This window comes from Paenibacillus terrae HPL-003, from assembly GCF_000235585.1.
In the GTDB taxonomy this organism is placed as follows: Bacteria; Bacillota; Bacilli; order Paenibacillales; family Paenibacillaceae; genus Paenibacillus; species Paenibacillus terrae_B.
The window spans coordinates 3,879,864-3,902,875 of sequence record NC_016641.1 but is presented as its reverse complement, the minus strand read 5'-3'; the positions used below and the strand labels follow the sequence as shown (position 1 = coordinate 3,902,875).

23 protein-coding genes are annotated in these 23,012 nt (G+C 47.2%); all 23 read right to left on the bottom strand.

All coding sequences use genetic code 11. The features are described 5' to 3' along the window. Positions 1-3: 3 nt before the first annotated feature. The gene (gene proS / locus HPL003_RS17870) at positions 4-1,452 is read right to left on the bottom strand and encodes a proline--tRNA ligase (RefSeq protein ID WP_014281115.1); all 1,449 of its coding nucleotides are present in this window, start codon (positions 1,450-1,452) and stop codon (positions 4-6) included. A gap of 50 nt (positions 1,453-1,502) precedes the next feature. Further along, a complete protein-coding gene (rseP, locus tag HPL003_RS17865; protein WP_014281114.1) occupies positions 1,503-2,774 on the bottom strand; it encodes an RIP metalloprotease RseP in 1,272 nt (423 codons plus the stop codon). 108 nt (positions 2,775-2,882) lie between these two features. Further along, entirely contained in the window at positions 2,883-4,022 is a 1,140-nt protein-coding gene (locus HPL003_RS17860; protein ID WP_014281113.1) for a 1-deoxy-D-xylulose-5-phosphate reductoisomerase, read from the bottom strand. Positions 4,023-4,104: 82 nt separating this feature from the next. After that, the gene (locus tag HPL003_RS17855) at positions 4,105-4,896 is read right to left on the bottom strand and encodes a phosphatidate cytidylyltransferase (protein WP_014281112.1); all 792 of its coding nucleotides are present in this window, start codon (positions 4,894-4,896) and stop codon (positions 4,105-4,107) included. A gap of 17 nt (positions 4,897-4,913) precedes the next feature. Then, complete coding sequence (locus HPL003_RS17850; protein ID WP_014281111.1) at positions 4,914-5,681, bottom strand: isoprenyl transferase; 768 nt, start codon at positions 5,679-5,681, stop codon at positions 4,914-4,916. Positions 5,682-5,765: 84 nt separating this feature from the next. Next, positions 5,766-6,320, bottom strand: coding sequence for a ribosome recycling factor (gene frr / locus HPL003_RS17845; RefSeq protein ID WP_014281110.1), 555 nt, complete (start codon positions 6,318-6,320; stop codon positions 5,766-5,768). After that, positions 6,320-7,048 (bottom strand): UMP kinase, encoded by a 729-nt coding sequence (pyrH, locus tag HPL003_RS17840; RefSeq protein ID WP_013309918.1) that lies wholly within the window; start codon positions 7,046-7,048, stop codon positions 6,320-6,322. Before pyrH ends, frr begins: the two co-directional genes overlap by 1 nt. Positions 7,049-7,170: 122 nt before the next feature. Then, on the bottom strand, positions 7,171-7,821 hold the full coding sequence (gene tsf / locus HPL003_RS17835; protein ID WP_014281109.1) for a translation elongation factor Ts: 651 nt from the start codon (positions 7,819-7,821) through the stop codon (positions 7,171-7,173). A 132-nt stretch (positions 7,822-7,953) separates the two neighbouring features. Next, a complete protein-coding gene (gene rpsB, locus HPL003_RS17830; RefSeq protein ID WP_013309916.1) occupies positions 7,954-8,652 on the bottom strand; it encodes a 30S ribosomal protein S2 in 699 nt (232 codons plus the stop codon). 258 nt (positions 8,653-8,910) lie between these two features. Further along, the gene (locus HPL003_RS17825) at positions 8,911-9,558 is read right to left on the bottom strand and encodes an endolytic transglycosylase MltG (RefSeq protein WP_014281108.1); all 648 of its coding nucleotides are present in this window, start codon (positions 9,556-9,558) and stop codon (positions 8,911-8,913) included. After that, positions 9,555-10,184: a hypothetical protein gene (locus HPL003_RS17820; protein WP_014281107.1), complete on the bottom strand. Its 630-nt coding sequence runs from the start codon at positions 10,182-10,184 to the stop codon at positions 9,555-9,557. The genes HPL003_RS17825 and HPL003_RS17820 overlap by 4 nt, the downstream gene beginning before the upstream one ends. 41 nt (positions 10,185-10,225) lie before the next feature. Further along, complete coding sequence (locus HPL003_RS17815) at positions 10,226-10,546, bottom strand: hypothetical protein (protein WP_014281106.1); 321 nt, start codon at positions 10,544-10,546, stop codon at positions 10,226-10,228. 76 nt (positions 10,547-10,622) lie between these two features. Then, positions 10,623-12,032: a DUF342 domain-containing protein gene (locus HPL003_RS17810; RefSeq protein WP_014281105.1), complete on the bottom strand. Its 1,410-nt coding sequence runs from the start codon at positions 12,030-12,032 to the stop codon at positions 10,623-10,625. Positions 12,033-12,077: 45 nt separating this feature from the next. Next, positions 12,078-12,866: a FliA/WhiG family RNA polymerase sigma factor gene (locus HPL003_RS17805; protein WP_013309911.1), complete on the bottom strand. Its 789-nt coding sequence runs from the start codon at positions 12,864-12,866 to the stop codon at positions 12,078-12,080. A gap of 5 nt (positions 12,867-12,871) precedes the next feature. Further along, positions 12,872-13,294, bottom strand: coding sequence for a hypothetical protein (locus HPL003_RS17800; protein WP_014281104.1), 423 nt, complete (start codon positions 13,292-13,294; stop codon positions 12,872-12,874). A gap of 2 nt (positions 13,295-13,296) precedes the next feature. Then, positions 13,297-13,794, bottom strand: coding sequence for a chemotaxis protein CheD (locus HPL003_RS17795; protein WP_014281103.1), 498 nt, complete (start codon positions 13,792-13,794; stop codon positions 13,297-13,299). Next, entirely contained in the window at positions 13,787-14,413 is a 627-nt protein-coding gene (locus HPL003_RS17790) for a chemotaxis protein CheC (RefSeq protein ID WP_014281102.1), read from the bottom strand. The genes HPL003_RS17795 and HPL003_RS17790 overlap by 8 nt, the downstream gene beginning before the upstream one ends. A 3-nt stretch (positions 14,414-14,416) precedes the next feature. Continuing rightward, a complete protein-coding gene (locus tag HPL003_RS17785) occupies positions 14,417-14,878 on the bottom strand; it encodes a chemotaxis protein CheW (RefSeq protein ID WP_014281101.1) in 462 nt (153 codons plus the stop codon). Positions 14,879-14,940: 62 nt separating this feature from the next. Next, the gene (locus HPL003_RS17780) at positions 14,941-17,040 is read right to left on the bottom strand and encodes a chemotaxis protein CheA (RefSeq protein WP_014281100.1); all 2,100 of its coding nucleotides are present in this window, start codon (positions 17,038-17,040) and stop codon (positions 14,941-14,943) included. A gap of 33 nt (positions 17,041-17,073) precedes the next feature. Then, a complete protein-coding gene (locus HPL003_RS17775) occupies positions 17,074-18,627 on the bottom strand; it encodes a chemotaxis protein CheB (protein ID WP_014281099.1) in 1,554 nt (517 codons plus the stop codon). Positions 18,628-18,657: 30 nt separating this feature from the next. Further along, positions 18,658-19,545: a MinD/ParA family protein gene (locus HPL003_RS17770; protein ID WP_014281098.1), complete on the bottom strand. Its 888-nt coding sequence runs from the start codon at positions 19,543-19,545 to the stop codon at positions 18,658-18,660. After that, complete coding sequence (gene flhF / locus HPL003_RS17765; RefSeq protein ID WP_014281097.1) at positions 19,542-20,981, bottom strand: flagellar biosynthesis GTPase FlhF; 1,440 nt, start codon at positions 20,979-20,981, stop codon at positions 19,542-19,544. The genes HPL003_RS17770 and flhF overlap by 4 nt, the downstream gene beginning before the upstream one ends. Continuing rightward, positions 20,978-23,011 carry a flagellar biosynthesis protein FlhA gene (gene flhA, locus HPL003_RS17760; protein ID WP_014281096.1) on the bottom strand — a complete coding sequence of 678 codons (2,034 nt, stop codon included), beginning with the start codon at positions 23,009-23,011 and terminating at the stop codon, positions 20,978-20,980. Before flhA ends, flhF begins: the two co-directional genes overlap by 4 nt. Position 23,012 lies beyond the last annotated feature (1 nt).

Below are 23,012 nucleotides of genomic sequence, written 5' to 3'. Positions count from 1 at the left end.
TAATTAGTACGCCCGTGCAAATACTACAGTATGCTTGGCTGGTTTGCCGCAGCACAGACATGTGGTCTTTTGCTCGGTAGTTTTGAAAGGTATATTGCGGCTTGTAGCGCCTGTTACTTCTTTGACTTTGTCTTCACATTCTACAGATCCGCACCAGCCTGCCAATGTAAAGCCGCGTTTTTCTTCCATGAGCGCCTTCATTTCATCCAGCGTATCTACAGAATAGAAGTTTTCATCCATAAAGCTCTTGGCACGATCAAACATCTCCTGCTGTACCTGTGCAAGCATCGCATGGATTTCCTCAACAAGGTTATCCTGCTGTACAATCTTCTTCTCGCCGCTGATACGGGATACGAGCACGCAAACACCGTTTTCCATATCACGAGGTCCAATTTCAAGACGCACCGGTACACCGCGCATTTCGTATTCATTGAACTTCCAGCCTGGACTCACATCGCTACGGTCGTCCATTTTCACACGTACACCCGCTTGTTTCAGTTCAGCGAACAGTTCATCTGCACGGGCAATAACTGCGTCACGCTTCTTAGGTGGTCCGATAGGAACCATAATGACCTGCGTAGGTGCAACTTTAGGAGGCAAGGCCAAACCCCGGTCATCCCCATGGACCATAATCAGTGCACCAATCAGACGTGTACTTGTTCCCCATGAAGTTGTATGAGCGTATTCCAGGTTATTATCTCGGCTCAAGTATTTAATATCAAAAGCAACGGAAAAATTGGTTCCCATATAGTGAGAAGTCCCCGCTTGCACCGCACGTCCATCCTTCATCATCGCTTCCAGTGAGAATGTATCCTTCGCACCTGCAAATTTTTCAGAAGGCGTTTTTTGTCCGGTAATAACTGGGATAGCCAGTACTTCCTCGATAACCTCGCGGTATACTTCCAGCATTTTCATCGTTTCTTCGCGTGCTTCTTCCTCATTTTCATGAGCAGTATGACCTTCCTGCCACAAAAACTCACTTGTACGCAAGAACGGTAGCGTACGTTTTTCCCAACGAACCACGTTGGCCCATTGGTTGATAAGGACTGGCAGGTCACGATAGGATTGAATCCATTTGGAGTACATATGACCGATCATTGTCTCTGAAGTAGGACGGATCGCAAGGCGCTCCTCCAGCTTTTCCCCGCCAGCCTCGGTCACCCAAGGAAGCTCAGGGTTAAACCCTTCGACATGCTCTTTTTCCTTTTGGAAAAAGCTCTCGGGAATGAACATCGGAAAATAGGCATTGCGATGACCTGTTTCTTTGAAACGCACATCCATAGCTTCCTTGATATGCTCCCAAATTTCAAAACCGTCGGGACGGAACACAATACACCCGCGAACCGGGGAGTAGTCCATCAGCTCTGCTTTTTTAATAACATCAATATACCATCGGGAAAAATCTTCGCTCTGTGGCGTAATTTCCTCGACAAACTGTTTATCGTTCGACATAGAAACGCATGTCCCCCCATACAGACCCTTTTATATAAGTCCGTCTCTAATTAACCGTTAATTAATCGTAAAATATCATTGTAGGTGACCGCAATCATGAGTAGGAATAACATGGCAAAACCAACGAAATGGACCATACCTTCCCTGCTCGGATCAACCGGACGTCCTCTTACCGCCTCTACACCAAGGAAAACAAGTCTGCTTCCATCCAGCGCCGGAATTGGCAACAGATTGAATATCCCCAAATAAAGACTCATTATAGCTGTCCAATACGTAAGCTGCTCAATGCCCTGCTTGGCAATTTGTCCTGTCACTTCAAAAGTACGTACCGGACCTCCCAGATCATTAATGGAGAAACGTTGGATAAGCTGACTAAACCCCTGGAAAATAATATCGGTCGTTCGTACCATCGATTGTCCGGCAAATTTAAACGTTTCCCCGACTCCGGCTTGCCGTGTCGGAAGTTCAGGCACGATGCCCACTTTACCACCCTTTTGTCCTTCCATTGCACGAGGTGTAATCGTCAGATCAAAAGTTTTGTTATCCCGACGAACAACCCATTTCATCGGCTTGTCTTGGGAATCGGCAATCAGTTTAATCATATTTTCAACGTTTGCACCAATCGCAACCCCGTTCACCGATTCAATGATATCGCCCTTATGCAAATCAGCTTCAGCAGCAGGCATACCCGCTGTAATGTCACTAATCTGAACATAAGTCGGGTTGTCCACTTGTACGCCGACCATCTGGATATGCAGACCAAACAGAACAAAGGCAAGAATAAAATTCATCAGCGGTCCGGCAAAAATAGCCATCGCACGCTGCCCTACTGTTTTGCTGCCATACTGTCGATCCTTAGGCGCAATCTGGATGGATTGCCCTTTGGTTACCATCATCGCTTGCGGGTGTACAGTATATTGCTGATCTTCGCCATCCACATCCAATTTTACAGTTAGCGCCTGCTCTAGATCAATGTGCTGCACTTCGCCGCGCACCACATTTTTGCGGTTATCCAACTGGTCCAAATAAATGGTTTTGACGATACCGTCCGTTACGCGTACAGCAATTGTTTGTCCGGCTTCAATTTCATTGATTTCCGGATCTTCTCCTGCCATGCGGGCAAAACCACCGAACGGCAGCAAACGTAGTGTAAATCGCGTCTCGTTTCTTTTATAAGAAAACAGTTTCGGACCGAAACCGATCGCAAACTCCCGTACCAGAATCCCGGCGCGTTTGGCAAAATAATAATGCCCCCATTCATGCACCGTCACTATGACGAAAAACATGAGCACCGTCATCAAAACTATTCGAATCGTTTCCAATCGTTTCCGTTCCCCTTTCAATGAGATCGAATTTGTCTTCCTAGATTATCATTATTCTCCGATCCCACACAAGAGAATCACAATTCGCTTCCCCAACCCAAAGTCAGCTTATATCCCAGCAGCTATGCTGCGGACCTCATGGTCACAGGCTTCAATCGCAGCCAGATCAGGGTCAGCGACATTGACATGCCGTTCCAGTACTCGCTCAATAACGGCTTCGATATGCAGAAAAGGAATTTCTCCACGCAGAAAACGGGCAACAGCAATCTCATTAGCCGCATTAAATGCAGTTGTTGCTGTACCACCCATTTTACCACATTCAAAGGCAAGCCTTAAACAAGGAAAACGATTAAAGTCCATTTCCTTAAAATGGAGCCTACCCACCTCAGCCAGTGACAGCGGCTTGGCCGGAGATTTCATCCGTCCAGGATAGGTTAAAGCGTATTGAATAGGCACTCTCATATCAGGGTTGCCCAGTTGGGCGACAATACTGGTATCCACAAATTCTACATAGGAATGAATGATGCTTTCAGGATGCAATAGTACGTGAATCTGCTCATAATCAAGTCCGAACAACCAGTGCGCCTCAATAACCTCTAGCCCTTTGTTTACCATCGTTGCCGAATCTATCGTAATTTTGGCACCCATCGACCAATTGGGGTGCTTGAGCGCATCTTCTACCGTAACCTCCCGAAGCTGTTCTCTTGTCAAATCACGAAAAGAACCTCCCGATGCCGTGAGAGTAATATGTGCCACATCTTTCATACGCTCACCATTCAAGCATTGGAAAATAGCCGAATGCTCACTGTCAATCGGCAGCAACGGCACTCCTTTCGCCCGGGCCCGCTCTGTGACCAGATGACCGGCGGTAACCAGTGTTTCCTTGTTGGCCAAACCGATCTGTTTTCCAGCCTCAATCGCGGCCAGCGTGGAGTGCAATCCGACACTGCCCATTACAGCTGTCACAACCATATCTGCATCTGTATTTGCAGCCAGCTCGACGAGTCCTTCATCCCCCCAATGCAGTTCCATTCCGGAAGGCAACAAAGGACGGATTTCCTCAGCCAGTTGCTTAGTGCCAACGGATACCTTCTTGGGTTGGTATAGATGTGCCTGCTCGGCAAGCAACTTTATATTTGAGCCACCTGCTAAAGCCTCTACGGCAAACTGATCCGGGTGCATAGATACGACATCCAGCGTCTGTGTTCCAATAGACCCGGTTGAACCGAGTACCGTAATTCTTTTCATGAAGCACCTTCCTATCTTGAAAATAACCGTTACTCTGCGGCTAACTTTAACCTGAGCATAGACTCTAACCACCAGGTAAGGGTCATGGAAGTAGCATCAGCATATGTACAATTGGAAAAACGACAATCCAGCTATCGCAGCGGTCTAATATACCACCGTGCCCTGGCAGCAGATTACCGGAATCTTTAATGTCGTACACCCGCTTGTACGCAGATTGCACTAAATCGCCCAGTTGACCCACAACTGCACAAGATAAACCGATAGCGAAAGCTTTGTCCCACGGCAGCAGCCCTTCTGACAATCCAGCAAATACCAGTGCTGTAGCCAATGCTAAAACAATCCCGCCAATAGACCCTTCGACTGTTTTGTTTGGACTGATCGCAGGCCATAGCTTTGTCTTCCCCACCATTTTGCCTACAAAATAAGCCCCTGCATCACTTGCCCAAATGCAAGCCAGCAACAAAAAAGTCCATAAAAGCCCATGTTCCATATGGCGTGATTCCGCCATATACGAAAATCCAAAGCCTATATAAACGGTACCGAGAAATAGAATGGACACCGTTTGAATTGTGATTTTATTTTTCGTTCCCACCGTAATGATCATAAAAATAATCATCAGCAGCCAAAGCAAACTTATAGACGGTAATGGTGAGTGCAGACCCAAGGGCTGATAAGGAAATACAAAAGCTAATATTCCTGCATAGCCAACTAACGCCGTACCGCCGAAAGGAGATACCCTGATCATTCGCGCGAATTCATAGAATCCGATTAGGGCCATGGCCAAAATGAGCAAATGGTAGGCCAAGCCGCCCCACAGGACCATCGCCAAAAAAAATACGCCTGCCACAATACCGGTAATCAATCTCTGTCTCAACGGCTTTCATCCTCCATTTACTTCAATCCGCCGTACCGCCGTGATCTTCGCTGATATTCGACTACTGCTTCGTATAAATGTTCTTTCTTAAACTCAGGCCAATAAATATCAGTAAACCATAGCTCACTGTAAGCAAGTTGCCATAGCATAAAATTGCTGAGTCTTAGCTCACCACTTGTCCGAATCAGCAAGTCAGGGTCCGGCATACCACTTGAGAGCAAAGAATTCTCAATCAGTTCAGGCGTAATATCTCCGGATTTAAGCTTCCCATCCTCAATTTCACGACCCAACGCTTGCATACATTCAGTGATTTCCAGCCGACTTCCATAATTTAATGCAAAATTAAGAACAAGTCCGGTATTATTTTCGGTTCGTCGAGTCGCTTCAGTCAACGCATCAACGGTATGAGATGGCAAATGCTCCTTATTTCCCATCATACGCACTTGTACATTTTTTTCAATCAGCTCGTCAAGCTCAATAGCCAGAAATTCTTGCGGCAGCCGCATCAAAAAATCGACTTCATCCTTGGGACGCGACCAATTTTCAGTTGAAAAAGCAAATAAGGTCAAATATTTAATGCCTAGTTCATCCGCAGCAATTGCTGTGCGCTTCACTGCCTTCATTCCATTTTGATGCCCTACAATCCGCGGCATTCCAATCCGTTTGGCCCATCTGCCGTTCCCATCCATAATGACGGCAACATGCTGCGGAATATTATCTTTTGAAATGGCCGGTGTTTGCTGTTTTTGTTCCCCGTTCCACCAAGACCGAACCTGTTTGATCATTCCAGTTCCTCCAGCATTCTCTGAAAATGTGCCTCTGGCTTGAAAAGAGACAAACCCCACCGTAAGGGAGGGGCTACCAGTCTCTTATACTTCCATAATTTCTTTTTCTTTTGCAGCCAAAACTTTATCCACTTCAGCGATAAATTTATCTGTCGTTTTCTGGATTTCTTCCTGATATTTACGGGATTCATCCTCGGATATATCAGTCTTCTCCATTTTTTTAATATCATCGTTCGCATCGCGACGAATGTTACGAATGGCGACCTTCGCTTCTTCGCCGTTCTTTTTCGTCAGCTTCACCAGATCAGTTCTGCGTTCTTCTGTCAAAGCAGGAATACTCAGACGAATGGTGTTTCCGTCATTGGAAGGAGTCAAACCCAGATCGGATTTTTGGATAGCACGTTCAATGTCGGCCAGGGAGGTTTTATCCCAAGGCTGAATCATTAGAGTCCGACTGTCCGGTGTATTTACATTAGCCAACTGATTGACCGGAGTCATTGCACCGTAATACTCAACCTGAACGCGATCCAGTAGAGCTGGTGTCGCTCGACCAGCGCGCAAAGATGCAAGGTCACGTTGCAACGACTGAATTGCTTTATGCATGCGCTCTTCAGCGCTCTTTTTCACAGATTGTGGCATTAATTTACACTCCCTTTGACGATCGTGCCAATTTTCTCACCCAACACGACACGTTTAATGTTACCTTGCTCTGTAATAGCAAAGACAATCAACGGAATATTGTTATCCATGCACAACGAGGAAGCCGTGGAGTCCATGACACCGAGATTTTTGTTGAGCACATCCAAATACGTAAGTTGCTCATACTTCTCGGCTGTGCTGTCTTTAAATGGATCAGCTGAATACACGCCGTCCACTTTATTTTTAGCCATCAGAATCACTTCCGCCTCAATTTCGGCAGCACGCAAAGCAGCCGTAGTATCGGTCGAGAAGAACGGATTCCCTGTACCTGCTGCAAAAATAACAACTCGGCCTTTTTCTAGATGGCGGATAGCTCTACGACGAATGTAAGGCTCAGCAATTTGTTGCATTGCGATAGATGTCTGTACACGCGTAGGAACTTCAATTTGTTCCAAAGCATCCTGCAGTGCCAGTGAGTTCATTACCGTTGCCAGCATACCCATGTAATCGGCTGTTGCCCGGTCAATTCCGTTGGCGCTTCCCGCAATCCCCCGCCAAATGTTGCCGCCTCCGCACACGATAGCAACTTCTACTCCCAGTTCGACAACGTCCTTGACTTGCTCGGCGATCGACGCAATTGTATCCGCATCAATACCGTAACCGTTCGGGCCTGACAGCGACTCTCCACTGACTTTCAGAACAACACGCTTAAACACAGGTTTTTCCAAATGATCACCCTCCAATATCGACTATATTTTATGTACAGGATAGATGTCCTGTTGCAAGAAAAGGAACACTGATGTGTTCCATTTCTTTGCTCTTTCTGTATGCAATTACCGTTCGTTGGTAATTATTGTTTCACTTGAGACATAACTTCTTCGTAGAAGTTGTCTTCTTTTTTCTCCAAACCTTCGCCCAGTTCAAAACGAACAAAACGACGCAGGGAAATGTTTTCGCCAATGGTGCTGATTTTTTCGTTGATGAGTGTGGAGATTGTTTTGTCCGGATCTTTAATGAAAGATTGCTCCAACAGGCAGAACTCTTCATAGAATTTACCGATGCGGCCTTCAACCATTTTCTCTACGATTTTTTCTGGTTTGCCTTCGTTCAAAGCTTGTGCTTTCAGGATTTCTTTTTCTTTTTCGATCTCTTCCTGTGGCACTTCTTCGCGACGAACATAACGAGGGTTCGATGCAGCGATATGCATAGCGATGTCACGCACAAAATCTCTGAACTGGTCTGTTTTAGCTACGAAGTCTGTTTCGCAGTTTACTTCTACCAGTACGCCGATACGGCCGCCAGCATGGATGTAGGATTCAACAACGCCTTCAGTAGCGATACGGCCTGCTTTGTTCGCTGCAGCTGCAAGTCCTTTTTCGCGCAGAACTTCAATTGCTTTTGTCAAATCACCGTTTGCTTCTTCAAGCGCTTTTTTACAATCCAGCATTCCTGCGCCTGTTTTTTCACGAAGCTCTTTTACTGCGCTAGCATTAACTGCCATATTATTTCCCTCCAAATTTGATTTTCAGTGGTCTGCACAAGCTTTATTCCTTAAAAAAAGGGTAGTGAGAGGTTATACACCTGCCAACCACCCTTTTCATTTAATTCATATAGGTATTTCCGCAAGGAAATATTATGCTGTAGTTTCTTCGCCTTGATTTGCTTCCATAACTGCATCAGCCATTTTACCTGTCAGCAATTTAACAGCGCGGATCGCGTCGTCATTACCTGGGATAACATAGTCAATTTCGTCTGGATCGCAGTTTGTATCAACGATACCCACGATTGGGATACCCAATTTGCGAGCTTCAGCAACCGCGATGCGTTCTTTGCGTGGATCAATGATGAACAGAGCGCTTGGAAGGCCCTTCATGTTTTTGATACCGCCCAAGAATTTTTCAAGACGATCTTTCTCTTTACGGAGAATGATAACTTCTTTTTTAGGAAGTACAGCGAATGTACCGTCTTCTTCCCAAGCTTCCAGTTGTTTCAAACGATCAATACGTTTTTGAATGGTTTGGAAGTTAGTCAGCGTACCGCCCAACCAACGTTGGTTGATATAGAATTGACCAGCGCGTGCTGCCTCTTCTTTAACGGAATCTTGTGCTTGTTTCTTCGTGCCTACGAACAGAATTGTACCATTCTCAGCTGCAATGCTTTTTACGAAGTTGTAAGCTTCCTCAACCTTTTTCACTGTCTTTTGCAAGTCAATGATGTAAATACCGTTTCTTTCAGTGAAGATATAACGATCCATTTTCGGGTTCCAGCGACGTGTTTGGTGACCAAAGTGAACCCCAGCTTCCAAAAGCTGTTTCATGGAGATTACTGCCATCTTCACACACCTCCTAAGTTTGGTTTTTTGTGTGTCCTCCGCCGACATCATTTCTCGCAAAGACTTTCCATTTGGAAAGCACCCTTTACAAAATTAATCGACGTGCGTTTTTAACACCGTCAATTAATATACCATAACACCCGCAGCGTTGCAACCAACTTTTCGACAATAGCAAGATAAGCTCGAAATGTGACTGATTATTACCGCCTGTAGAGCTTTCTAGCGAAAAATAAAAGCCGCCCACTTTCCCGATCACGGTCAGTTGGACGGCTTCTTTGTAATTTTAGTAATGATAGAACCAAAGTCCTCACCCTTGGCAAACTCATAGGTACCGGTACGGATTTTGGTATTGATTTTTTGAGCCTTAGCCTCAGCCTCAAACGCACTGGCATCCGATACGATGCCTGCCTTCTGCAAACCAGATGCCACACTCCTCAGATTGCTTCCCGATGCAATGCTATATTGCACTTGTGGAGTGGCTGGCTGTTTAGGGGTATCTGGAGTAGCCGTAGCACTCGAACCTTTAGTTTGTGGCTTATCCGGACTTTGGAGTGCAGACGTGCTTGCTGAAGGCTTAGAAGTAGCCGAAGGCGTGCTGCTTGCAGGTGTCTTTGGTGTCGACGGAATTTGCGCAGCTTCTGCCTTTTTGGGGGCAACCGGTGTTTTATTGCCTTCCTTGATCACCTTATTACGCCATTCTTCTTCAGTCATCTTCGGATCAGAACTCTCACTGATTTGAAGATTCAGCCCGGCTGCCACTTCCTCCAATTGACCACGAGTCATGTTTTTCGGGTCCGCTGAGGACGGCTGCGATTGACCCTGACCGATCATCGCCAATTGCAGCAGTAGTGCGCCTGTAATAAGTCCGGTGCCCATGCCCAGCATGAATGAACGATTTTTGATCACGTCAGGTCCTCCCTTTCCGCCAATTGTAATATAAGCTGTACCTCGCCCCGTTGGATGCCTGATTGCTTAGCAATGTAATCCAACGATTTGCCCTGCTCATACAGTGCGAACAGTTCCTGATAACGCTCACGGATAGTTTCCTGCTGAGCTTCAGACTCAGCCTCTTGCAACGGGGCCTGGTCTTCCACAGCTACAATAGAGGCGTCAGACTGCTCTGCCTGCATGGGAATAACAGTCGTCTGCGTATTGCTGAACTGACCATAAGCTGCCACCGCCTGATGCGGGGTACCTGTATGTAGTAGTACCTCAGATCCAGGCACTGTCTGTGTAGAAACTGAAGTAATCGCAGCCTGGCGTTCAAGCTCCACAATCCGGTTCCGAAGCTCAGCCACTTGCTCCTGCAATGAGGCCTGTTTAACCGCATGTTCCTGCTTTATCCCGGATACGAGCTCAATCAGCTCATCATTGCCGTTTTCAATATCGGCCATATATTGCTCCAAGGTGGCCTCAACCTTTTGAACGACGGCCTCTTCTGTTCCCCGGCCTGCCTGCCGCTTCGGCAGCAGCCAGGCGTAGACAACAGCTGCGGCGCCCAGCAGAACAATATATATCCATGGTTGATCCACTGCCCATCGTCTCCTTTTATAACGCTTCTCCACCTGTCGGATCAGAGCGAAAAATCTATATGATGTCCCTTGTATGGATGCTCTGCAGGATGCTCCTTTGGCAGTACATTCTCACCGGACCGAGATCGGCTCTGGCTGGAAGTATCACTGCCCTGCCCTCCATTTTCCTGCTCACCGACGAATGTTTCCGCAGATTCATCCACCGCACTGCTTCGCTGGCGAATCTTTTCCGTCTCTTGCTCGGTCTTTTGCCCTAACAACGCTTGCTCATTCATCGGACGTTGCTGGTATTCGCTTTGATACTTACCCGCTTCACTGGAACGAGGTACGGCGATTTGTAATTCAACAGCTTTCAGGCTCATTGGACCACACCCTTTCCGATTGGGCATCCGTATCTGTTTTCCGAGGAATAAGGAAACTCCTTACCCCTGTGCCAGATTACACGGAGGAGGACATGCTGATATCACCCTCATGATAATAAAACGCCATTCTTTCCACCGAATCTTTAATAAATTTTGTATATCTGCCGATAACTATTTTAGAGCCGCCGTAAATAACGTTTTTGACTTCTACCCGTGCGCGGCTAGTATCTTCCAAGGTTCGTTCGATCTCAAGCATTCTTGATTTAGTTTCCAAAAGCTCGTTGTCATTTGATTTTTTAGTAGATGTCAGCTTGATTCGCATCGCCATTCTTTCAGGGGCAAGCTGTCCGGCAGCAGCAAGCTGGTCCAATATGGTGAGGGCCTTATTGGTCTTATCCTGGCTGTCTGTCTGTTGCTTCAAACGTGCCCGGAGCTCAGTCAGCTCATCGCGCAGCTCTGGCAGTACACCTACTTCGATTATAGTGGCTGTGGACATCGTATTACCGATCGTACGTGCCACTACCTTTTCACCAGCTTGTACACTACCACCTACGATGAGTCCTTTAGCCCCTCCGCATAGTACATTCTTACTGGCTTTGATCCGGGAATGCATGATGCTTTGGGATACAAGTATATCGCCCCCCGCAATCACGTTACCATCCTGTATAAAAGAGCATTTCACATTTTGCGCAGCTTTCACATACCCCTTATGGTATCCAATAATACCGCCACTGATGTCGACTGAGCCTTCCGCATCCAATTCAGCACCTTCCACACCGCCGATGACACGAATGTCACCAGCCGCCCGAATTCGAAAACCTGTCAGGACATTACCACGAATGACGACGGTTCCAACAAAATCAATGTTGCCAACGCTATAATCCACATCCCCGTTCACTTCATATACGGGAAACACATTGAGCTTACCCTTTTCAGTCGTAGTCACCAGTCCGTCGATAGCTGCGTACATTGCAACGCCTTCTGGATGAACAACTACGTTTTTCCCCACTTTAAAACGTGCTTCTTTGCCTGGAAGATAAGGAATTTCCTCTCCCGTGACGGCAATACCAGGTACACCTGGCAATGGATCAATCCGCTCGGCAATCAGTTGTCCACGCTTTACATTTTTTAAACGGGTTAATTCTTTATAGTCCACTCGTCCATCCAAGGTTTCGAGCGGCTTACGTGCATCTTCACCAGTCACTACTTCAGCCAAATTAATTTTTCCGTCCGTACCATGAATCGGCGGTGTTCCCTCAGCAATCAGCAATTTGGTGAAGAAATAATCTTCCGATCTTGCTACAAACGTATGAATCTCATCAGTAATCAAACCATGACTTATTTTTTGGTTACTCAAGAAACGCTCCAATTCTTCCACAGAACAGGAAAAGCCTTCTTCACGTTTGGCAAACTCCAAATAAGCGCTAAGTTTATCGGGTGAGACGACCACTCTTAAATACTGGTCCAAAGCAAATTGCTTCTCCACAGGGGTGCTCCTTCCGTCTAACTGTTACTGTAACCTCCCGTACGTTTAATCTTTACGCATTAGCAGATCCCGCTGTTTGTCCAGTGTCGCCCTCAGCCGTAATATGGCTTTGGAATGCAGTTGTGAAATACGCGAAGGTGAAAGCGACATGACCTCAGCAATTTCACTGAGTGACAAATCTTCGTAATACAATAAAGAAACAACGATACGTTCTTTTTCAGTCAATTTGTCAATGCCTTGTGCAAGGGCATCACGAAGTGTAAATTCATTGACCTTGTGATCCGGATTTTTCGCCTTTTCATCCACTAAAAGGGAAAGTCGTGTCTCCGATTCTTCTTCGCGGATCGGGTCCTCCAGTGAAACGATCGACATAACAGCGACCTCCTGGATCATATTTTGAAACTCTTTTTCGGAGACGTCCAAATAATGGCTCATCTCTTCATCACTTACCGTGCGTAAGTATCTCTGCTCCAGATGCTGGTAGGCATCCTCAATCTTTTTCGCTTTTTCCCTGACCGAACGTGGAACCCAATCTCCTTGGCGAAGACCATCCAGAATCGCCCCTCGAACGCGCCAGGAAGCATAAGTCTCAAACTGCAAACCACGTTCATAGTCAAACTTTTCAAGAGCATCAATTAAGCCCATGACACCGTTACTGGCCAGGTCATCTTTAGATACATTTTTAGGCAAACCTACTGCAAGGCGTCCCGACACATACTCCACAATATGGAGGTACTTTTCAATTAGCTGCTTTTTTGCTTCCTTGTCACCGTGTTCTTTCCATTGCTCCCACAGTTCGGAATGGTTTAAATGAGCGGCTTTTCGCTCGTTCATCGGCTTCACCCTCCTTGTTTGTCTGTCAGGTGACGAACGGCCTTGGCCAATTCTTCAGGGTCTTTGTTTGAAACCAGCTTAGGCGGGTTTAAAGGCGCAAAACCGGTGTTTTTCCCGTCCGTCTGCTCTGGTTTCGGCTTCAACAATTCATTCAGGTTTGCATCTTCGTCTGGTGTCGTCAGGTCCAGATTCCCCCCTACGCCGTCCACCTGAGAGCTTGCCCGGCTTTGGGCATTACCCAGATCTGGCCGCGCTACGACACCCAGTGCCCAGCGCAGCACAAATGCAAGCAGGAACCAAAAAACGAAAGCAACCAAGCCACGAATTAAGCTCGTGGTCAGCAGATTGCTGCCAGTGGACAACACAAAAGTCAGAATAAATCCGACTACTCCAGACCAAAGATTAATGCGTAAGCTGCCAAATAACATGATTATAATTCCTTTACACCTTTTTGTACGCTTCGAATATTCAAAACGCCAGTTTCACAGTCCAACTCAATCGTTCGGCCATAACTACCACCTGTATCCTCCCCAAGCAGAGGAATACCGAGATCTACGAGCATTTCCTTGCATGACTCCACATTGCGCGGACCAATTCGCATGGTGTCCCCGCTGCCGGCAAAGGCGAACATTTGCGCTCCCCCTGCCATTTTGGCGACCAGTCTGCGGCGTTCGGCTCCCAATTTCAGCATCCGCTCAAATAGCTCTGGCAACGCGGTATCGGCATATTTAGCGATGTTAAGCTGCCCTTCACGCGCAATGTCTGAGGACGGTAGCATTACATGTGCCATACCAGCCAGTTTTAAATGAGGATCGTAGAGGGTCAATCCGACGCAGGAACCAAGTCCTGTCGTGCGAATGGAGTTTGGATTGCTGGTTACGTTCAAGTCTGCCATGCCCACTTTGATGATGCTTTTATCCTCAATCATCGTTCATCGGGACTCCTAACGACCTGAATATTTTACCAAACGATTCCGGATCCGGAATCAGGAAAAATTGACCCTCAATTTGATTCTGACCCTCCAAAAACGTTGTGTCAATCAACAGCGCTGCATCCCCCATCTGACCAAACTGCAACAATCCGTAGCTGAGAATGGCCCCTGCCATATCGAAAGCTAGTGCGGGAACAGTCGGATACATGGACAACCGGGTGAAATCGGCCAACGAGGACAAGTATGAACCCGCTAAAATATTTCCGATTTCAGACAGAGCCGAATGCTCCATTTCGTTAAAGCTGTCCTCATCATCCGAGGGAATATTCGCAAGTCGGGAAAGCAGACTTTTTGCCGCATGGGGTTGCAATATGAAAAAGAGATTCCCTGGAGCTTCGCCCTCGACTCTGAAAAATATAGCAACGACAAGTTGCTCATTCCCGCCGACCTTTTCAGCAATTTCCTCAAAAGGCAGCATCTGTACTTTAGGTACGCCCATATCAACCGGTTTATTCAGAAGTCGGGAGAGCGCTGTAGCAGCGTTCCCCGAACCAATGTTACCGACTTCTTTCAAAACATCCAACTTGAAATCTTCAAGATTCCCAAGATTTTCCATAAATTAATCCTCTAAGCCTTCCAGTTGGTTCATTTCACTGCGATTCAGCACCTCAGACAAATTCAGCATGATGAGCAAACGCTCTTCACCGATTTTAGCGACTCCACGCAAATATTTAGCCTTGACTCCACCAACGACTTCCGGTGGTGTCTCAATGTTGTCGGTATTCAGGTCAATTACGTCGTTCGCCGAATCAACGATAAAGCCGACTTGCATCTCACCCACTGCAACGATGATAATTCGGGTTTGATCGGTATACTCCGCCTCAGACAATCCAAAACGACCACGGAGATCAATAACGGGAATAACCACGCCTCTCATATTGAATACGCCTTTGACAAAATCGTATGTTCTTGGAACACGCGTAATCGGTACCATGCGCTCAATGGATTGGACTTTTTCTACTTCAACACCGTATTCCTCTTCGCCAAGCTTAAATACGATAACTTTAATTTCTTCTCCCATGTCTAAAAACCCTCCTTATGGATGTCAGCAATTTCACATTTCTTTCATTTTTAATGAAGACATTATTTAATGAAAACATTAGGGTCAATGATCAAAGCAACCTGACCGTCACCAAGAATCGTGGCGCCCGAAATTCCTTGGATGTTCGGAAGGTATTTGCCCAGGTTTTTAAGGACAATTTCACTTTGTCCCAAAAAGTCCTGAACAGAAAGAGCTGCCAGACGGTCACCCTTGCGGATAACAACAACCTCTGTCTCTTCTTCTTCATCCTCATTGAAGTCTGGTACTTCAAACAGCTGACTCAAGGAGATAAGCGGAATATGGGATTCGCGGAAAGCAATCATTTTGTTGCCGTGTACAGAACGGATTTGTGTCCGTTTGACGATCGCAGTCTCTACAATAGAAGACAATGGAATCGCATATTTTTCGGAGCCGATCTGTATCATCATGGCCGCAATAATGGATAGTGTCAGTGGCAACTGCACAGAAAAATTGGTACCTTTGCCCAGAACGGAATGAATCGTAACGTTACCACCAAGGGAAGTGATTTTAGATTTAACTACATCGAGTCCAACGCCGCGTCCTGAAACGTCCGAGATGACCTCAGCTGTACTGAATCCCGGAGCGAAAAGTACCTGATGGGCCTCTTCATCACTCATTGCAGCTGCTTGTTCCTCAGTCATAATCCCTTTGGAAATGGCACTTTTCAGTACCTTCTCACGATTAATGCCGCTTCCATCGTCTTCAATCTCAATGAACACGTTATTGCCACTGTGGAAAGCACGCAAATGGACTGTTCCTGTCTCCGGTTTGCCTGCTGCAATACGGGTCGCTACTGGCTCAATGCCGTGATCCACAGAGTTACGCAGTAAATGCACTAGCGGATCACCGATTTCGTCGATAACGGTACGGTCCATTTCAGTGTCCGCGCCAGTAATGACCAAATCCAGTTTTTTATCCAGCGATTTGGCTAAATCACGCACCATACGCGGGAAACGATTGAAAACCGTGTCCACGGGTACCATCCGCAATTTAAGCACGACATTTTGCAGGTCACTGCTTACGCGGCTCATATGTTCTACCGTTTCAGTCAGCGCCGGATTAGAAGCCTCACTCGCCAACTGCTCCAACCGTACACGGTCAATAAGCAATTCACTGAACAAATTCATCAATACATCCAGACGTTCAATGTCTACACGAATCGTACGGTTGTGCGTAGGTGCTGCAGGCTTGGCTACTTGAGCTTTACCATCAGCTGGCTTCGCACCGGAGGCCGCAGTTGGAGACTGCGGCTGGGATGCAGCGGACTGTTGTTGTACAGCTACCGGGGCTTCCTGCACAGCAGCAGTCTCTGCCAGCCCGGCCTTGACTTCGCTCATTTGCTTAAGCGATTCCTGATCCAGCTGTACAACGGAGACGGATTCGATTTCGGAAATACCAGCGATTTCCTTCTCCAGCTCTCCTACCTCTTTCTGCGTTATGTAATATAACGAGAAATTTTGTTCGAATTTCTCCTGCTCAATATCCTGTACAGACGGATAAGCTTTTACGATTTCACCGGAGTTCTCCAGCGTATTAAATACCATAAAGGCACGTGCAGCCTTCAACTGGCTTTCTGAGCTAATCGTTACCTGTATATAGTAAACCCGATGCCCTTCTGAAATAGATTGCTCCAGTACAGAATACTGGAATTGATCCAGCACAAGACCCGCGCTTTCGCTATCCGCCGCTTTTTTCGGCGTAACCGCCTCAGTAACAGCATCTATGCCAGATTTTTGGAAATCGCCACGCACGATGGATTGCAGTGAAGCTACAATAGAGGATACATCCGCTTTTCCATCGCCACCCTCTGTAATGTTCTGTACCATGGACTCCAACGCATCCAATCCTTTAAAAAAGGTATCGAATATAAATTCCTGCATCGCAAGCTTGTTGTTACGTACCAGATCAAGAACGTTTTCCATTTGGTGGGTGAGCGATGCAAGGTCTTCAAAACCCATCGTAGCAGCCATTCCTTTGAGAGTATGGGCAGACCGGAAAATCACCTGAACGATGCCCAGATCGGTAGGACTACTTTCCAGTTGAAGCATTTTTTCGTTAAGAGATTGCAGATGATCATTCGACTCATCAATAAACATGTTTAAATATTGGTTCATGTCCATTGTGAGACACCTCCTCCATGAGTTACACTCCGATTATTTCACAACTTGTACAAGCTTGGGGGCGATCTCCTGCATCGGCAGAAGGTGGCGCACACATTTTAACTCTACAGCCGAGCGGGGCATTCCGTACACTACGCAAGTTTCCTCATTTTCAGCAAATGTGGATTGTACCCCTGCATCATAAAGCTTTTTCATCATTTTAGCCCCGTCGCTCCCCATGCCAGTCAGCAACACAAGATGCCGTTCCAGAGAGGTTAACGGGAGTAACGATTCAAACATCGTATCAACAGAAGGACGGTGACCGTTACGAGCTTCTTCCGTCTTCAGTGATACGGTGTATTTACCACTGGCCCCTGGCACAATTCTCAATTGATATCCTCCAGGAGCAATATAAGCTGTTCCGGCCTCCAACGTCATCCCCTGCTCAGCTTCAACCACCCGGAGCGGACTCAACGTATTCAGACGCTGTGCCAGCGAACGGGTAAAGTTTGGCGGCATATGCTGCACGATGACAATCGGAGCGGGAAAATCCCCAGGAATGTGTTCCAGCAACGTCTTGAGCGCACGCGGCCCCCCTGTAGAACATCCGACCGCCACCAGCTTGCGAAAGTTGGACGAATATACTCCTCCTTTTTTAAGAGAGAACCCCTTAGTCGCTGCTGGAACTATTGGTGCCGTCACTGGAGGCGTAGCAGCCATAGGAGCAACTGGAGCCGAAGGAACTGGCGTAGACACCGTTTTTCGAGGCTCCGGCTTGCTTAGCCCTCCCTTATCCGCGCCGTGCAGCGATTTGGCTGCAACCGTATCGGAAATATTCAGTTGCCCTGGAGTACGTTCAGTTGCCTTAGGCGGCTCCTTCTTCTGCGTAGCAGGTGCTTGCGCCGTCTTCCGTGGCTGGGCGACTGGCTTACTTAAACGGCTGTCAGTCACAGAGCTGCCTGTCTGTGGCTGTTTCTGTTCCGGCTTGGCTACCGGAACAGACTTGCCAGTGTCCCGCTTCGGCGGAACCGGTGCAGCAGTTGCAGAAGCAATCGGTGCAATAGGAGTATTACCTGTAGGTGCTTTACCTTCCACTCCCTTATCAGCCACAGCTTGTCCTTCTGAAGTCTGCTCCAGCGGCGTTTTTTTCGCTTGCTCCAGCGCCGCTTTTCGTTCGTTAGCTTCCTTGCGCTCCAAACGGCTGCGGACTGCTTGCATAGCGGTGTGCATCTGCTCCAATAACGCCTTGCCCACCTGCTGGATATCCTGAGTATGAGAGACGGAGGGCTTCCGTATAAAATCGAAAGCTCCTGCTTCCAGAGCCATAATGGTCTCCTTCATACCTTGTTCATTAATACCAGAGAGCATAATGACCGGAAGAGGATGAGCCGCCATAATCAGAGGGAGCGCTTCAAGGCCATTCATTTCAGGCATCTCGACATCCATTGTGACCAGATCAGGCTGTAGCTCCTTCACTTTCTCTACAGCCTCTTTGCCGTTGGCGGCTGTACCTACGATGTCGAACGAATCATCCCTTACAATTAAATCTGAAACAATTTTGCGCATAAAGGCCGAATCATCCACAACCAGCACCCGGTAAGCACACATGTTAAACACCTCTGTTTCCTTTCATCAAAATCATTGCGCCGAACGCCGCAACCATTTTTGCATAAACCCTTTGATTCCACTTAAAGCACCTGAATGCGGAGCCTGTGGCATCGCTGCAAAACGGTGCGCCAGATTCAACACATCTCTGGATGCCATACATCCCGGATAAGCAATTGAAAAAGGTACTTGCCTTTTGACTGCCTGCATGACATGAGTGTCATCACTGATATGTCCTAGCAACGGAATGTCGATCTCCAAAAAGCGTCGCGCAACCAGCGCTATCTTATCGGCAACTTGACGGGCCTCATTATCGTTATCGGCACGATTGACTATAATTTTGAATACTGTATCCTTTTGCAATCCACTGACGACTTTGATCAGCGCATAAGCATCCGTTAAAGACGTCGGCTCTGGCGTAGTTACGACCATACATTCGTCAGCGGAAGTGATAAATTTAAGGTTTTCTTTAGATAACCCCGCACCGGTATCAAACAAAACATAATCCATATCTGCGGCAATTTTCTCCACCTCATCGGCAAAATAGTTCAAATCGTCATCGGATAATGTAAACAGCTCGCTCAAGCCAGATCCTCCAGCAATATAAGGCAAGCCTCCTACGCCCGTTTGAACAATTTCGGCCATTGATTTTTCACGTTTTAACAGGTGAAGAAGATTGTATCTTGAATTGGCACCCATCAACACATCAATATTGGCCATACCGATATCTGCATCAAATACGAGTACCTTTCGGCCAAGCGATTGCAGGGCCAAAGCAAAATTAAGGGTGAAATTAGATTTGCCCACACCACCCTTACCACTGGTGACTGTCACTATTTTCGCATGACGATTACGTGCAGGCAGTCGATACTTATCTAGAGCTGAAGCCATTTGTCTAAGAGATTGGGCTTGGTCACTCATACAGAATCCTCAGTATCTCCTGACGATTCTGTGGCTCCGAACAGCAGGCTTGTCACCATTTCTGTATCTGGATGCAGCAGATCATCAGGCACATTTTGACCGTTCGTAATATACGCCAGTTGCATTGGAAACTGGTGCAACAGATTAAACATACCACCGCAACTACCTGTCTCATCCATTTTGGTAAATACAACCTTACCAAGGCCAAACCTACTGAAATGTCCGGTTATGTTGAGCATATCCTTACTTTTGGACGTTAGGCTAAGCACCAGATACGTCTCACTTTCCTTAATAGGTGAAAGCAAACTTTGTAATTCCGAAACGAGCAGCTCATTACGGTAATTTCGTCCTGCGGTATCCATCAGGATCAAGTCACAATGCTCCAGACGTTGAATGGCTCTGTGAACATCTCCGGGAGATTGCACGACTTCAAGCGGCACATTCAAAATCGTAGCGTATGTACGTAGCTGTTCGACAGCCGAGATACGGTACGTGTCAGAGGTAATAAATCCGACTTTGCGGTGATGCTTAAACAGCTGTTCTGCTGCCAGCTTGGCAATGGTCGTCGTTTTTCCCACTCCCGTTGGACCTGCCACATACACAATTTTGGTATCTTTCGAGATGCCCTTGTCCAGCCTTTCCCGAATGAATCCGGCCACTTCTGCACGAAGAGCATGTTCCCAATCAAAAGATTCAGGATCAGACGGATGCTCACTTCGGCGCTCATATACCCGTTCAAGCCAATGCTCCAGCAAATCGCGTTCCACTTCCTGCTCCAGCATACGCTCACAAATCTTTTGTAACGGTTCCGGCCAAGTGTTTTCCATCACAGAATTGCGGGAAATTCGAGTCATCATAGCTTTCATTTCCCGTAATTCATTAAGCAGCGCTTGATTCTCCTCTGCCCCTATCTTGTCTGGAACGCTTGCCTCCGAAGGTAGCTTAAACAATTCGCTGGATGTTTCCTTTTTCGGAACCGCTGCTTTGTTGTTAAAAACTTCATTTTCTGTTTCCACATTATAACCAGCCCCGTATGAAGAACGCTCTATGCTTGAGGCAGCTTGTTCGGAGCCAGCCAGCAAATCAGCCAATCCTTCTTTGGAACCGTTCGTCATCTGGGTTACCCGTCGATAGGCTTCAGGAGCGGCTTGTCTGGGAACCACTGGTGACGATGGTACTTCCTGCTGATCAGGAGCATTCATGGGTGGAAAAGCCTCAACCGACTGCTGCTGTGACGGTTGAACTCGTCGTGGTTTTTGAAGCTGCTGCTCCTCTACCGCAGCGACGACCTCGATTTTCTTTTTACCGAACATACCCATGAAGCCGCCGATCTTTATTTCCTTGGTGCTCAAAATGACGGCATCCGTTCCGAAGTCACCTCTGATTTGCATCATGGCCTCCGGCATTGTATCCACTACATATCGTTTCACTCTCATAAGTTCACCACCCCGACACTTTGAATTTCAACGTTCGGCTCCAGCTCACTGTACGACAGTACCGGGACATCCTGCATCGTCCGTTCCATCACTTGCCGCAAATACATACGAATCGTCGGTGATGTTAATACGATAGGCTGCTGCCCGGATTGAATGAGTCGATTGATTTGCTCCATCATCTTTTGGTACACCGTCTGCGTTGATACTGGATCAAGAGCCAGATAGCTGCCCTGCTCCGACTGTTGCACGCTTTCGGCAATTTTCTTCTCCAGCCCTGGCCCCACGGTAATGACACGTAGCGTCTCTCCCTGCTGGGCGAACTGCTGTGTAATCTGGCGAGATAACGCCTGGCGAACATATTCAGTCAGCACGTCCGGATCTTTTGTATAAGTGCCGTAATCAGCCAGCGTTTCGAAAATGGTCACCATATCGCGGATGGAGATTTTTTCTTTTAACAGCTTGGCCAGCACTTTTTGTACATCTCCAATCGCCAATACGGAAGGAATAAGATCGTCCACAAGCACCGGATAATTTTCCTTGAGATTGTCGACCAGCGACCGCGTTTCCTGTCTGCCAAGCAACTCGTGGGCATGTTTCTTGATCGTTTCCGTCAAATGAGTAGCTACAACCGAAGGAGGGTCCACAACTGTATAACCGGACAGCTCCGCAACATCCTTGGTATTCTCATCAATCCAGAGCGCAGGCAATCCGAAGGCTGGTTCTGTCGTTTCGATGCCTGTAATGGAATCGTCGTCGTATCCCGGGCTCATTGCCAGATAATGGTTTAACAGCAATTCCCCGCCGCCTACCGTATTGCCTTTAATTTTGATTACATACTCGTTCGGCTTGAGCTGGATATTGTCCCGTATGCGAATGACCGGCACAACCAAGCCCAACTCAAGCGCACATTGACGACGGATCATAATAATCCGGTCTAGCAAATCCCCGCCCTGCTGTGTATCAGCCAGCGGAATCAGCCCGTATCCAAACTCGAACTCGATCGGATCGACCTGAAGCAAATTAATGACACTTTCCGGACTGCGCACCTCTTCAATCTGTTGCTCTTCTTCCATCTGTTCATCAGCAATCTGCTTACGTTCCATATTGCCCTGCATTCTTCGGGCCGCAAAAAACAGCAGAACAGCTAGTGGAAGGGTCGTAATGATATGAATAGGAGTAAAGAAGCCCAACAATGCAATCGTGGCAGCCACAATGTAAATTAGCTTTGGATATGAAAAGAGCTGCCCCGTCAAATCATCCGCCAAGTTTCCATCAGATGTAGCTCGTGTAACGATCAGACCTGACGCTGTGGATATGAGCAACGCAGGGATCTGGCTAACCAGTCCATCACCAATGGTCAGAACAGAGTAAGTCGACAGCGCCTCCTGAAACCCTTTACCTTGAACAGCCATACCGATAATAAAACCGCCGACCAGGTTGATAATCAAAATGATAATACTGGCAATGGCGTCACCTTTAACAAATTTGCTGGCACCATCCATTGCTCCGTAAAAATCCGCTTCCCGTTCAATTTTACTGCGCCGTTCACGGGCTTGCTGTTCGTTGATCAGACCTGCATTCAGGTCAGCATCAATACTCATTTGTTTACCCGGCATCGCGTCCAGTGTAAACCGTGCGCCTACCTCAGCAACCCGCTCGGAGCCCTTGGTGATCACGATAAACTGCACAACCACGAGAATCAGGAAGACAACAAAACCAACCGCAATTTGTCCACCTGCAATCCAACTACCGAACGTAGCCACAACTTCCCCGGCATGTCCCTCACCTAAAATGAGCTTGGTCGTAGAAATGTTAAGCGCCAGACGAAACAACGTTGTGATGAGCAGCAATGAAGGAAAAATAGAGAACTGTAAAGCTTCCTTCGTGTTCATAGACACAAGTAGAATCATCAAAGCAATCGATATGTTGATCACGAGCAAAATGTCGAGCAACCATGAAGGGATCGGTAGAATCATCATAAGAACGATGCCGATGACGCCTGCAAGGACGGTTATTTCTTTTATTTTCACG